Annotated in this window: 11 protein-coding genes; 6 read left to right on the forward strand and 5 right to left on the reverse strand. The window is 43.7% G+C overall.

What is annotated here, in order from left to right:
• Positions 1 to 69 precede the first annotated feature (69 nt).
• The gene (locus BTW00_RS03085) at positions 70 to 1,053 is read right to left on the reverse strand and encodes a capsular polysaccharide biosynthesis protein (RefSeq protein WP_075106173.1); all 984 of its coding nucleotides are present in this window, start codon (positions 1,051 to 1,053) and stop codon (positions 70 to 72) included.
• Between the two features lie 289 nt (positions 1,054 to 1,342).
• Between BTW00_RS03085 and BTW00_RS03090 the strand changes: the two genes are divergently transcribed.
• Complete coding sequence (locus BTW00_RS03090; RefSeq protein WP_256713981.1) at positions 1,343 to 2,467, forward strand: glycosyltransferase; 1,125 nt, start codon at positions 1,343 to 1,345, stop codon at positions 2,465 to 2,467.
• On the opposite strand, the gene BTW00_RS03095 is transcribed toward BTW00_RS03090, so the two are convergent.
• The 4 genes from BTW00_RS03095 to aspS form a co-directional block, all read right to left on the reverse strand.
• Complete coding sequence (locus BTW00_RS03095) at positions 2,464 to 3,318, reverse strand: hypothetical protein (protein WP_075106175.1); 855 nt, start codon at positions 3,316 to 3,318, stop codon at positions 2,464 to 2,466. The two genes, BTW00_RS03090 and BTW00_RS03095, sit on opposite strands and share 4 nt — an antisense overlap.
• Before the next feature lie 105 nt (positions 3,319 to 3,423).
• Complete coding sequence (locus tag BTW00_RS03100) at positions 3,424 to 4,218, reverse strand: glycosyltransferase (protein ID WP_075106176.1); 795 nt, start codon at positions 4,216 to 4,218, stop codon at positions 3,424 to 3,426.
• A gap of 130 nt (positions 4,219 to 4,348) precedes the next feature.
• Positions 4,349 to 5,329, reverse strand: coding sequence for a lysophospholipid acyltransferase family protein (locus BTW00_RS03105; RefSeq protein WP_075106177.1), 981 nt, complete (start codon positions 5,327 to 5,329; stop codon positions 4,349 to 4,351).
• 67 nt (positions 5,330 to 5,396) lie between these two features.
• Positions 5,397 to 7,223, reverse strand: a complete 1,827-nt coding sequence (gene aspS, locus BTW00_RS03110; RefSeq protein ID WP_058023888.1) for an aspartate--tRNA ligase — start codon at positions 7,221 to 7,223, stop codon at positions 5,397 to 5,399.
• Positions 7,224 to 7,597: 374 nt separating this feature from the next.
• Here aspS and sohB point away from each other — a divergent pair, with 374 nt between their 5' ends.
• The 5 genes from sohB (at position 7,598) to BTW00_RS03135 (ending at position 13,363) form a co-directional block, all read left to right on the forward strand.
• A complete protein-coding gene (gene sohB, locus BTW00_RS03115; RefSeq protein ID WP_075106178.1) occupies positions 7,598 to 8,578 on the forward strand; it encodes a protease SohB in 981 nt (326 codons plus the stop codon).
• A 270-nt stretch (positions 8,579 to 8,848) separates the two neighbouring features.
• Complete coding sequence (locus BTW00_RS03120) at positions 8,849 to 10,096, forward strand: acyl-CoA dehydrogenase family protein (protein WP_075106227.1); 1,248 nt, start codon at positions 8,849 to 8,851, stop codon at positions 10,094 to 10,096.
• Positions 10,097 to 10,285: 189 nt separating this feature from the next.
• The gene (locus tag BTW00_RS03125; protein WP_075106179.1) at positions 10,286 to 11,530 is read left to right on the forward strand and encodes a phosphotransferase family protein; all 1,245 of its coding nucleotides are present in this window, start codon (positions 10,286 to 10,288) and stop codon (positions 11,528 to 11,530) included.
• Between the two features lie 42 nt (positions 11,531 to 11,572).
• Complete coding sequence (locus tag BTW00_RS03130; protein WP_075106180.1) at positions 11,573 to 12,334, forward strand: histidine phosphatase family protein; 762 nt, start codon at positions 11,573 to 11,575, stop codon at positions 12,332 to 12,334.
• Positions 12,335 to 12,493: 159 nt separating this feature from the next.
• Positions 12,494 to 13,363, forward strand: coding sequence for an SDR family oxidoreductase (locus BTW00_RS03135; RefSeq protein ID WP_075106181.1), 870 nt, complete (start codon positions 12,494 to 12,496; stop codon positions 13,361 to 13,363).
• Positions 13,364 to 13,378 lie beyond the last annotated feature (15 nt).

Raw genomic sequence — 13,378 nt, forward strand, 5'->3', positions numbered from 1 at the left:
AAGAATGAGTGATCATAATTATAGTTCAAGCTTAGTCTGAATTCATTTAGGCTCATTATTTGTGGTATCTCACACGGAATTAGGCAAATAAGCCAAGAATTTGTGCCTCATAGCTTGACTGATTTTTTTATATAAGTCTGACTCAAGAAGATCCAAACTTTGAATACAGCCATATTTAATAGTTTTATCTTCTAAGGCAAGAATAAAATCTTCTACGCTATTCTCATTTTTTAAATAGTTGATAGAGGTGTTAGGTTTTAAACTTGCTTCGCCTTTTTGAATTTTTAGATGATTCATTAGCGTTATAGGATTCACTTGGGCCACATCTCTAAATTTATATTTTATCTGCTCGGTCAATAATTGCGGATGATTCAACAAATGGGACTTTAAGATATTTTTATCGACAATATGAGGGTAGTGATGAATTTCAAAAAACTGATTCATGCCCAGTATTTTAGCACTTAACATTTGCGCGATAGTATGCCTTGGCTGTATTGGTGTGCCAAACAATTTAAAGCGTGATTTTCGAAAATTGAGCTTGGCATTCAAAGCAGCACTTTTACGCCACTCACCATGAATGATTAGCTTTTCATTGTCTAAAAAATCATCTATCGTCACTGGTTGATTAAAAAAGAAATCATCGTTCATATAGATAAAATAGTCAGACAATCCTTGGATATTCCAAATCATCGTCTCAATTGATCGAGTGTTGAAGGTCGGTAAAAATTCTTCATAACCCGAAAATATTTCCTTGTGATCGACAATACGTATTTTATCTGCTGCACAGATGTTTTGCTTAGCAAATTCATCAATGAATGCTGGCCGTTGCTGGTCGGTCACAACATAAATATGACGACAAAAAGGCACGTATTTGATGATAGAGGCAATATTATAGTATATCTCATCATCACTTGCGAAACGGGTGGCAGTTATGGCATCTGACGCCACTGCTTTGCCTGATTTATGGTTTTCTCTTTTTTGTTTGAGTATAGGATCTGCGCCATCCACCCAAGCGATGACAACGTCTACTGTTTTCTCGTCAGGTTGTTGCATGATTGATCCTGTTTTTTTTCAATAGGTGTCTTTAGTGGCTATACATTCTATTTAAATGTTGATTCTACTTAGATCAGCTATGATATTTATTGATACCTGTATTAGCAAGGGTTAACTGATTTATAAAATCAACAATATTCATGATTTTTTACGCGTCAGTTGATAAGCCTAGCTTATACTGTAGTGAATAAAAGTAGATGAGACTAGCATAAAGAACCAAAATCCTGCAATCATTGTGAACATGGATGCCTTGTATGACTATCATTCAAAAAACCAAGTTGAGATATCAATGCCCATCATTCTATTTATTTTAAAAGCGCTTGAAGGCCGCGGTGCTGAGCGGATGGTCACAACGTTAGCAAGCGCTTATGCAAAAATGGGTCATAGTGTTCATATTCTATGTCTAGAAGAAACACAGGATATGCCGCTAGATGCTGACGTTCACTATCATATCGTGCCATACGATGAGGTTTTTTCTGAGCAAGATATTGAGCCAAACTCTAAACAGGCACAGGCTTACGAGGCAGTCGCTAAGCGTATTGATGAGTATGTGCTTAGCCAAATAGGGAGGCCAAATCTGATATTGGCTAATATTTATAAAGTGAATTGGATTATGGCGTACAGCCAATTACCCAACATCGTGAATGTGCTGCATACAGCGCTATCTAAGCAGTTTCAACAGCAATTATCTAATCAGCCACTACAGAAGATAAATCATTTACGTATGGTCTACGGCGCTCATCCGTGTAGCTGTGTAAGCGACGGCGCTCGCAAGGACTTAAACTCGCTTTTAGGAGACATCACTAAAACCACCACAATTTATAATCCTTGCGATACTACTTGGATCCAAAGTAAAGCGTCACAAAAACCACATATCGAACAGTTTGGCTTAATAGACAAACACTATATGATTCATGTCGCCTCATTCGATACCATGAAAGGTCATCGAGACTTGCTACAAGCCTATGCGAAAACAGAGCGGAAGCTGCCATTAGTATTGGTCGGTAAAGGCAAGCTTGAAGCAGAGATTAAAGCGCTAGCGTTTCAACTTAAGATTAGTGACTGTGTTAGGTTTTTAGGCTTTCAGAGTAATCCTTATCCGATCATTGTCTCAGCGGCATTGATGGTGCTTACCTCTAAGTTTGAGGGTTTTGGCTATGTCATTGTAGAGGCGCAAGCACTTGGCGTACCAGTGATCAGTACCGATTGTCCATTTGGTCCAAGAGAGTTGTTACCTGCCAAAAGCTTGATACCCGTCGGTGATATTGAGGGACTGGCGATGCTCATCGATCAAGCAGTAGACAATCTGACGAATTACATAGTGCCGCTAAATCAGCAGCTACTGCCAAATCATATCGCGCAGCAATATTTAGAGTTCGGTGTAGCGTTGAATTCATCAGATAAGAATGACTAAAGATCATTAAATAGAGATTTGGAGACAGGAGAGTGATTGATGACATCGACACCATGTGCCTTGTAGCTCCTACTCAATAAATTGAAAGAAGGCACAATGCGCTCGTTCATGACTTTATTTAGCGTTGTTGGGACACGGTTGTGGTTGTTTTCATAAAACCGTGGTTGATCGCTATTGAGTAAGTCAATCCCATATAGGTGAATGGTCGCTGCATGGCGTGAGAAAGCCAGCTGTGTGGCTACATAAGCAACCGTACCCGCCTCGACAAATCCATGAGTAACATTGAGTGAGACGCCGATCTCAGTTGCGCTGTCTGTATCAATAACAAAATTCGGATGATTGATAAAGTAGGATAAAGGCATTTTCTTATTCAGGCGTTTTTTCTTAAATATGAGCTTATTGAATGATAGCTTATTTGATTTGACGCCCCAGGGTCTGTCTACTGGATACAATACCCGCATGGCGTGATGATACGTACGCACGATATCAGGGTGAGTCGTGGCCATCGCATCAAAGACGGCTAATGTTGCATACAAAGGTTGACCTGTATAATGCTGCCGTAGAATTTCAGGCTGATGATTGATAAAGCGCGCATCACTAATGACATAGCCGACGACATGAGTAAATTGATGCTGTCCGGTAAGGCTAATACTACCATTAACAAAAATAGTGGGCGTGTCTAATAGTTCTGACAATGCTAATTGTTGTACAGATGGGCCTGAGGCAATAATATTGACGTCTTGTCCAAGCAAACTTTGCTCTGCTTCATTGGCATTAAAAGCACTAATAACGATGAGCTCGTTATCAATGTTGAACCCAGCGGTAGCAGGTAACCTCAAATATAACGCCATACTATGTTCCAGTCGTTGACCTCAAATAACTTGTATCCTAATGCATTGCCTGCAAATTGTTTGGACTATTGGTGAACTATATACACATGGTTCATGGCTATATATTTACTGCCAGTATTGCTTTAACCATGGGCTTGGTTTCACATGTCGATACCATTTACCGCCGCTACCAGCAATGGCATCGGGCGGGTTAATCTCACCATGGAAAATAACAATTTTTGCATTATCTGGCAGTGTAGGGGTCCGCACAAAGTTAAAAGGGATGGGCGCGATACATTGATACTTGAAGCTCACGCACCATGTCTTATCCCAGTACTCTAGGTGATGATGCTCGCGCAAATAGTTAGAGAGGTAAGCCTGCTCGTGACGCACTTGGGTGCGAATAGTTTCAAAATTGCGCTCAAAGTTTGCCAGCAAATCAGGATAGGTATTCATGCCAACATTGAAGCGATATACGGAGCTATTACCAATCATACGCCACGGCTTTTTCCAGTCGCGGATAATGACCACACTGTCTTCATGCTTCGCTTGATAAGTGAAAAACGCATCAATATTATCGACAATCACAATATCAATATCTAAGAATAGTGCCACACCTTTTAAATCATATAGCTCAGGTTTAAAGGTCGTGAGCTTTTTCCAGCCACGTTCAGGACCTGCTGGTAGATCCATGTCAGGTATGGGATAACAAGCAATCGCAGGATCAATACCTGTGCTGTCATCAGTTAGGCAAACCATTTGAAAATCTAAGCTCAGATGACGGCTCACCATATTGTACAAACGATTGACGTATTCAGGACCGTATTTATCACCCCATTTCATACAAATGATATAACGCTGTTCAGCAGTATGGTTTTGTGTTGGTTCTATAGGTAAGGTTTTAGTTACGTCAGATGTCATAATGCACTCGTAGTGAGATAATAGTGAGGTAAATGAAGGGCTAATAGAAATTAGAGGGTACAGAACTTAGCCAATATTAGCATAACTGTGATTGATGATATGTCTAAATCAGTAAACGATAGTACAGTTATTACTTGCGATTATCGATGTTAGTGTCATCAGTAAAAGAACCACTTACATCGTTACCAGAACGACTACCAGTAGCGTGATGAGACCGAATAAAGGCTGCTAAAGTGGCTTTATCTTTTCGGTAAGGATTGCCTAGATTTGGTATGCGCTTAAAACGTCGATAGCCCCACATATAGTGACTATAGTTGTCTTTAATCATATGCTCCATGGCTTGATTGAGTGCGTGAGTCGCTACTTCGGTATTGCGATCATATAGCGCTGGATCGTCGAGCTTATAGCAGTAAATATCAAAACCGCGTCCATCATTACGACGAATACAAGACAAGCCAACTAAGGCACATTTGGTTTTGCTCGCCAGTTTTGAGGCAAGTGTACTGGTTAATGTTTTGATACCAAAGAAAGGAACGACTACGCCGCCTGACGGATCTGGGACGTGGTCTGGTAATACAATACTAAAGCCGCCTTGCTTGAGGGTTTTAAACACGGCTTTAACACCGCTACCATCGGTAGGCACCAACGTTGCATTGAGACGCGCACGACCTTGCAAGATAAATTCATTAGCGAATCTGCCGTCTACAGGCTTGTACATAATAGTTGGCGAACCAAACTGATTGAGCCACGCGTTCATCATCTCCCATGTACCGAGATGAGGGACGATAGCAAGCATGCCATTGGGATTGGCAAGACCTTCTAGTAGAATATCTTTATTATGGACGTCACGAATCTGGGCAATACTCCATTCAGGTGGCATTGCCCAGCTTTTTATAGATTCGATACTGCTCAGACATTGATGATAGATGATGTCTTTGGTCAGCGCTCGTTTTTGCGGCTCAGACAATTTGTCCGTAATCAGCGCCATATTAATATGAATGGTACGCCTGATGCTGAGACTTGGTATCTTGACGATAACCCAAGCGACAAAACGTGCCAGCATCTGTAGTACAGACAATGGCACGAATTTGAAAACATGATACGGATTCATAACCACTCACATGGCGATGAATCGCGTAACAAGCACTGTAGACAGCAATAGTACATCATCAAATGTTTTATTGAGCAGGTTTGTTGGTGTCAGCCTGTGCTTTTTCACGCACACGGATACCAAGATCACGTAGCTGCTTACTATCCACTCCAGCAGGTGCTTGAGTTAGGGGGCACTCAGCAGTTTTGGTTTTCGGGAATGCGATCACATCACGGATAGAGTCAGCGCCTACCATAAGCATAATCAAGCGATCCAAACCAAACGCCAAACCGCCGTGCGGCGGTGCACCAAATTTTAGGGCATCAAGTAAGAAACCAAACTTGTCTTCTGCCTCTTGCTCGCCGATACCCAAGGCTTCAAGGACGGCTTGCTGCATATCATAAGTATTGATACGTAAGCTACCACCACCAATCTCAGTACCGTTCAACACCATATCGTAAGCGATAGATAGCGCAGACTCTGGGTTGTTTTTCAGCTCCTCAACAGAGCCTCTAGGCTTGGTAAATGGATGATGCATTGACGTCCATTGACCGTCATCGGTTTGCTCAAACATCGGGAAGTCAGTCACCCATAGCGGCGCCCACTCACAAGTTGTCATTTCAAGGTCTAGACCGATTTTCTGGCGTAATGCGCCGATTGCGTCATTCACGATACTGGCTTTATCTGCACCAAAGAAGATAATATCGCCATCTTCTGCAGCAGTACGCTCGATCAAGCTCACAAGTACATCATCAGTCATGTTTTTGATGATTGGTGATTGTAGGCCAGACTCTTTATCCACACCATTATTGATGCTGCTTGCGTCATTGACTTTGATATAAGCCAAACCGCGTGCACCATAGATACCGACGAATTTGGTATAAGCATCGATTTGCTTACGGCTTAATGAAGCGCCACCAGGAATGCGAAGGGCAGCGACGCGACCTTTAGGATCGTTAGCAGGACCGGCAAATACTTTGAAATCAACGTCTTTCATCAAATCGGCAACGTCAACCAGTTTCAATGGAATACGTAAGTCAGGCTTGTCTGATGCATAGTCGCGCATTGCTTCAGCGTACGTCATGCGAGGGAATTGCTCGAACTCAACATCCATCATGGTCTTGAACAAATGCTTGATCAGACCCTCATTGATGTTCATGATCTCTTCTTCGTTCAAGAAAGACGTCTCGATATCCACCTGAGTGAACTCAGGCTGACGATCGGCACGTAAATCTTCATCACGGAAGCATTTCGCGATTTGATAATAACGATCAAAACCTGACACCATCAATAATTGCTTAAACAGCTGTGGTGACTGCGGTAGAGCAAAGAAGTTACCAGGACGGGTACGTGATGGTACAAGATAATCACGCGCACCTTCAGGCGTTGCACGAGTCAAAATAGGCGTCTCTACATCCAAGAAACCATGATCATCTAAATAACGACGAATCGCTGACGTTGCCTTGGCACGGAATACCATACGCTCTTGCATTTGCGGACGACGCATATCGAGATAGCGATATTTTAGACGTAAGTCTTCTGACACAGTCGTTTTTTCGTCATTCAATGGGAATGGCGGAGTTTCAGATTTGGCCAGTACTTCAATCTCTTTGCCCAATAGCTCAATTTGGCCACTGGTCATATTGTTATTTTCAGTACCTTCATAACGACGACGTACGCGGCCAGTGATTTTTAGTACGTATTCAGGACGTACCGCATCGGCCGTTGCAAAAGCTTCTGGTGTATCAGGATCGACAACCACCTGCAAGATACCCGCGCGGTCACGCATGTCTAAGAAAATCACGCCACCGTGATCGCGACGACGATGTACCCAGCCTACGATACTAATGGTTTGCTCAAGCAAGCTCTCGGTTACAGCTCCGCAATACTCGTCTCGGTATTCGCTTTGCGTCATAGTGCTTTGCGTCATAATATTGTTATCCAGTTATCAGCCCAATTCGAAGTACAATAATGCAGCCATTGCTGTGCGTTTCAAGCGATTTGCCAAAAAAACACGCAAACAACGCGATCAAGACAAAGGGTCATCACGTTGGCTGCAGAGAATTTGATATAAACGCATATTATGCCTAATCTACCTTTGTTATACAACCGGCTGAGTTCAATCAAAGCGCAGCCATGCATTGGTATCGGCTGTATTTATTGAGCGATATCTATATTAGGTTAAATATTGTCATTTTGCTTGAAAATACCAGCGAGCGTGCGCATATCAACCGTACCTGAATAAAAACATCTATATTGATATACCTACTGACTTGAGGATTTGTAATCATGCTATTTCATCCACCAAAAAACCCGGTTGAGCTAAAAGTAAGACATTTAAATGAAGCGCAAAAACAGCGCCGTGAAGACTTAATGGAAGCCACCCAAGGCAAAGCTGCGCTTAAAGCATTCAAAAAAACAATGGCAAAAAAAGCCAAGCAGGCGCTAAAAGCAAAAAGTAAACAGCAGAAAAAAAATACTGACAATGCCTCGCAAGTTTTTGTTTTGGATTTTGAAGGTGATATCAAAGCCACTGCCGTTAAGCATCTGCGCGAAGAAATCAGCACCTTAATCAGTACGGCTAACAAAGGCGATGAAGTGATTGTACGCCTCGAATCAGGTGGCGGTTTGGTGCATGGTTATGGATTGGCAGCCGCGCAATTGGTTCGTCTAAAGGATGCTGGCCTAAAGCTCACAGTATGCGTCGATAAAGTGGCGGCAAGTGGTGGCTACATGATGGCGTGCGTGGCAGACAACGTCGTAGCAGCGCCATTTGCGATTATTGGCTCAATCGGCGTGGTGTCACAATTGCCAAACTTTCATAAATGGCTCAAAAATCATGATGTCGATTATGAGATGTTTACGGCTGGCGACTATAAACGCACGGTGACTGTGTTTGGCGAAAACGATGCAGAAGATCGTGCCAAATACCAAGAAGAGTTAGAGCAGACGCACGAGTTATTCAAGCACTTTGTCAATACTTATCGTCCAACGTTGGATGTTGCCAAAGTAGCAACAGGTGAGCACTGGTATGGCGAAGATGCCTTAAAGCTTAACCTGATTGACAGCTTGCAAACCTCTGACAGCTACATTCTAGAGCGTATGGAAAACAGCGAAGTGTATGCATTACATTCACGTCAGAAACCGACGCTGGCAGAGAAGCTGGGCCTTGCGCAAGCCGCAGAAGCGACGCTCAGTATGGCAGTGGATAAACTGCCAGATGCGCTCGCACGTTTTGAGTCAAACAGCCGCTTGAATATTCTAAAATAGTGTTAGATATCATTATGATGCCTGATAGCTAGTATCTTAGCGGTCATATGTTCAGCAATACACTGTTTGTATTTTGTAAAAGGCGTGCCCTAACGGGTCGCGCCTTTTTGCTGTTTAATCATAATTGCTGTGTTATAAATGTAGGATACAGAAAACAGTATACGTCCGTACACTAAGGCTCGCATTAAAGATCTAGCAGAGCTTTTTGTCAAAACCCGATTTAGACAATCAATAAAGAAAAGGAAGTCATTTATGTCTAGCGACAATTTAATGTTTACCGCAACGGAACATGGTCAAGCCATGCATGCCAAAGTCAAAGCGTTCATTGAAACGCATATTGAACCCATCGAAGCCCAATTCTGGGAAGAATGTCATAAGAAAAACCCTGATGGAAATTGGGAAAACTGGGAATGGCCAGACGCTTATGACAACCTACGCAAACAAGCACGTGAAGCGGGTTTATGGAACTTATTCTTACCTGACGACACCTTAGGTGCAGGGCTTTCAGTCACTGACTATGCACCGATTGCAGAGCTGACGGGTCGCAGTTTGCTCGCGCCGCATGTGTTTAACTGCAATGCGCCTGACAGCGGCAATATGGAGCTATTATGGCGCTATGGTACGCAAGAACAGCAAGACAAATGGCTCACGCCGCTATTAGAAGGTGAGACCCGCTCAGTGTTTTGTATGACTGAGCCTGATGTGGCCTCAAGCGATGCCACCAATATGCAAGCAACTGCTGTGGTCGATGGTGATGAAATTGTCATTAACGGTAGCAAATGGTGGTCATCGGGCCTTGGCGATCCTGCGGTTGATATTTTGATTGTTATGGCCTATACCGCGGATGAAAGCGTAGATCGTCATCATCAGCACTCGATGGTACTGGTACCAGTCAATACTGCGGGTGTGAATATCAAACGTATGCTTAAAGTGTTTGGCGATTATGATGCGCCGCACGGTCATGGTGAGATCAGCTTTGATAATGTACGTGTGCCCGTCAGTCATTTTATTGGTGGGCCGGGTAAGGGTTTTGAGATTGCGCAAGGTCGCTTGGGGCCAGGTCGTATTCATCACTGCATGCGTTGTATCGGCGCGGCTGAGAAGTCTTTAGAGCTGGCGGTGAAACGCGGCATGTCGCGCACGGCCTTTGGTAAGCCGCTACTACAATTGGGCGGAAACTTTGAGCGTATCTCTGAGGCGCGTATCAAAATTGATCAAGCGCGCTTGCTAACCCTTTATGCGGCGCAAAAAATGGATGCTCAAGGAACCAAAGCGGCATTGACGGAAATCTCTGCGATCAAAGTGGTTGCGCCAACGGTGCTACAAGAAGTGGTTGATATGGCGATTCAGATTCATGGTGGCATGGGTGTGTGCCAAGACACATTGTTACCAAATTTCTATGCGCAAGCTCGTGTGCTACGGTTGGCAGATGGTCCTGATGAAGTACATAAAACCATGATTGCCAAGCTAGAGCTAAAGCGTCAGGGCTTTAGCCGTTCTAAGTCTAACAAAGCCTAATATTAATCAATGGGTGTGAGTAAACCTTAAGTTGCTCACGTCACTATTGCTGAAAATAAAAAATTGGAAATTCACTATTAACGATTTAGTAATGAATTTTTCATCACTATGACTGTTTTTTACTACTAATTTTTTACTACTATAAGTATAAGTTATAAAAATAACTGATCACATGATAAGGAATGTCACATGTCAACTGACCATAGAGTATTAGATAAAGGCGGCGCGGTGCGTGAGGGTGAGGAGCTTGATACCCAAGCTATCAGCGCATGGCTACGTAGCCAAGGTGTCGATGTCGTAGGCGAGCCTACAGTCACTCAGTTCTCAGGCGGGGCTTCTAACTGGACGTATCGCTTACAATATGAAGGCGATGATAAAAACCAAGATCTTATCTTACGCCGTCCACCAAAAGGTACCAAGGCAAAATCTGCGCACGACATGGTACGCGAATATACCGTTCAAAAAGCATTAAAAGATGCTTATCCTTATGTGCCCGAGATGATTGCGCTATGTACAGATGAATCTGTCATAGGTGCTGATTTTTATGTGATGGAGCGTATGGAAGGGATCATTCCCCGTGCCAATTTACCAAAAGGGGTCGATCTAGATCCTGAACAAATCCGTCAGCTTTGCACCAATGTTTTGGACGCCTTGGTAGAGCTGCATCAAATAGATTATACAGAGCATCCTGATTTGGTTGATTTGGGTCGCGGTGATGGCTACTGCGCGCGCCAAATTAGTGGCTGGGACAAGCGTTATATCAAAGCAAAGACACCCAACGTCCCAAGCTTTGCCTTGGTCAGACAGTGGCTCAAAAAGCATACCCCTGCTGATAGCAAAACGTGCATTATTCACAATGACTGGCGCTTTGACAACGTCATACTCGATGCAGACGAGCCGACTAAAGTTATCGGAGTCCTCGATTGGGAGATGGCAACCCTTGGCGATCCACTAATGGACTTGGGTAGTGCGTTGGCTTACTGGATTGAGGAAGACGACAATATTGTCATGCAGCAGTTTCGTCGCCAGCCAACTCACTTAGAAGGTATGATGACGCGTGACGAAGTGGTTGCTTATTATCTAGAAAAGTCTGGACTACAGATAGATAACTGGACCTTTTATGAAGTGTTTGGGCTGTTTCGTCTATCAGGTATCATTCAGCAAATCTACTATCGCTACTATCATAAACAAACCACCAATCCAGCATTTAAAAACGCGTGGCTTGCCATACATGTCATGCATGCCAAATGTCTCAAACTGATTGCACAATATGAAGGCGAAGCGCTGTTCAATACACACGTTCAGCCATATTTAGAAGACAGAGGAGTCGATGCGGCGACAATTGAGAAATTGCCAGACCCTGTACAAAAAGTAGTGAAAGGCATTTTACCAAAAGGCTATTTTGCTAAGCCCTCTGATTCAGCTGAAGTATAAGAAAAATCGCAATTTGGACAATATAATAAAAGGCAGTATTTTATGACAACCATACTTTTAGCCCGTCATGGTCAGGCTTCTTTTGGTCAAGAAAACTATGATCGGCTGTCAGAGCTAGGTGAAATCCAAGCAAAAATGCTGGGTCAACACTATGCAAATACCCAGCGCCGTATCGATGCGATATTTACGGGTAATCTGGTCAGGCAACAAGACTCTGCTCGCCATTTTTGGCAAGGGTATCAACCGTTTGCTCAGGCCAATAATGACGACATGGCCATTGCGACAGCCACCAACTTTGATGAGCCTGAAAGCTATATTTTGCCGCAATTTGACGAGTTCAATCACAAAGATGTGTTTGTGAAATCCGCTGGTGATTTTGATAACCAAGCTGAGATATCCGCTGAAATTGCCAATGCTCAATCACCAAATCGGCGTCTTGCTGAGCTGTTTGATCAAGCGATGCAGCGCTGGCATGGTGGCAACAATGATCAGGATTATATTGAAAGCTGGCCGCAGTTCAATGAGCGAGCGCAGCAAGCGCTTGAACAAGTACGTACAAAGATAGCCGATATGCGCTTAGACCAAAATAGCACTGTATTGGTCTTTACCTCAGGCGGTGTCATCGCTGCCATTACCGCACAGCTACTGAGCCAAGGCAGTCAAACCGCTTATCAGTTAAATAAGAGCTTAGTCAATACGGGCGTGACATCGATCACCCTAAAGAGTCAGCGCGCGCATTTATTGTCTTTAAATGAATACAGTCATCTATTTTCTGAAGGCAAGCAGTTTGTGACGTGGCGATAATTGAGTCAATGGGTTTGGATGCGCTTTTATACACAATCGCCACGTATTTGTAGAGCATTAGCCATTACAATAAACGATTTTAGTCAACCAGTTTTTGTCGTTGGTACAGAGAATCTATAAAACTGGAGTGTCATTTAGAGTCGATACAAGGGAGGGCTTATGCAACACAAACTGCTTAATTTAGTCACTAAAAGCGCCAAAAAAAGTAAAGCTCAGGTATTTAGCGCCGTTCAGCCATCACGCTATCTAAAAGACCTAAACAAACAGCAGGTTGGTCAAGGCAAAACCGTCCTGATCACAGGAGCAAGCTCAGGATTGGGCGAGGGTATGGCAAGATTGTTTGCTAAGCTTGGTTACAACCTCGCCATCTGTGCGCGCCGTACTGATCGTTTAGAGCGCTTGCAGTCAGAGCTGGTAGCAGCATATCCTAATATACGCGTTGAATACCAAGCGTTAGATGTCAGTGATTATGATGCTGTTTTTAAGGTATTTGACGCATTTGCTGCTGACTTTGGCACTATTGATCGTATCGTGGTCAATGCAGGGATTGGTGATAGTCGCCGTATTGGTAAAGGACGTTTTGATACCAATCGCCGTACCGTTGAGATTAATTTCATCTCGGCATTGGCACAATGCGAAGCGGCGATGAATATCTTTCGGGCTCAAAACAGTGGTCATCTGGTCGTCATGTCGAGCATGTCAGCGATGCGTGGCCTGCCTAAGCACCTGACAGCTTATGGCGCGAGTAAAGCAGGTTTGGCACATCTTGCAGAAGGGATTCGTGCTGATATGCTATTGACTAAGTTGCCTATTAAGGTCTCTACTATTTATCCCGGTTACATCCGTACTGAGATTAATACGAATGCCAAGCCATTGCTGTTTGAAGTCGATACTGAGACAGGTACCAAAGCGATCGTTGCCGCGATTGAGGCCGAGGTAGAAGAGGCGTGCGTACCGAGCTTACCATGGTCAATCGTGGGACAGGCGATGAAGCGTTTGCCGCTGCAAGTGATGAGTCGATTGAGCTGATGCAACACGCTCGTG

Origin of the sequence: Psychrobacter sp. C 20.9 (assembly GCF_001921765.1) — a bacterium.
In the GTDB taxonomy this organism is placed as follows: domain Bacteria; phylum Pseudomonadota; class Gammaproteobacteria; order Pseudomonadales; family Moraxellaceae; genus Psychrobacter; species Psychrobacter piscatorii_B.

Coding starts and splice junctions, on each gene's coding strand:
- BTW00_RS03095 (WP_075106175.1), bottom strand. CDS start 3,318: ATGGCGTTATATTTGAGGTTACCTGCTACCGCTGGGTTCAACATTGAT.
- BTW00_RS03135 (WP_075106181.1), top strand. CDS start 12,494: ATGCAACACAAACTGCTTAATTTAGTCACTAAAAGCGCCAAAAAAAGT.
- BTW00_RS03090 (WP_256713981.1), top strand. CDS start 1,343: ATGCCCATCATTCTATTTATTTTAAAAGCGCTTGAAGGCCGCGGTGCT.
- BTW00_RS03130 (WP_075106180.1), top strand. CDS start 11,573: ATGACAACCATACTTTTAGCCCGTCATGGTCAGGCTTCTTTTGGTCAA.
- aspS (WP_058023888.1), bottom strand. CDS start 7,223: ATGACGCAAAGCGAATACCGAGACGAGTATTGCGGAGCTGTAACCGAG.
- BTW00_RS03105 (WP_075106177.1), bottom strand. CDS start 5,329: ATGAATCCGTATCATGTTTTCAAATTCGTGCCATTGTCTGTACTACAG.
- BTW00_RS03085 (WP_075106173.1), bottom strand. CDS start 1,053: ATGCAACAACCTGACGAGAAAACAGTAGACGTTGTCATCGCTTGGGTG.
- BTW00_RS03120 (WP_075106227.1), top strand. CDS start 8,849: ATGTTTACCGCAACGGAACATGGTCAAGCCATGCATGCCAAAGTCAAA.
- sohB (WP_075106178.1), top strand. CDS start 7,598: ATGCTATTTCATCCACCAAAAAACCCGGTTGAGCTAAAAGTAAGACAT.
- BTW00_RS03125 (WP_075106179.1), top strand. CDS start 10,286: ATGTCAACTGACCATAGAGTATTAGATAAAGGCGGCGCGGTGCGTGAG.
- BTW00_RS03100 (WP_075106176.1), bottom strand. CDS start 4,218: ATGACATCTGACGTAACTAAAACCTTACCTATAGAACCAACACAAAAC.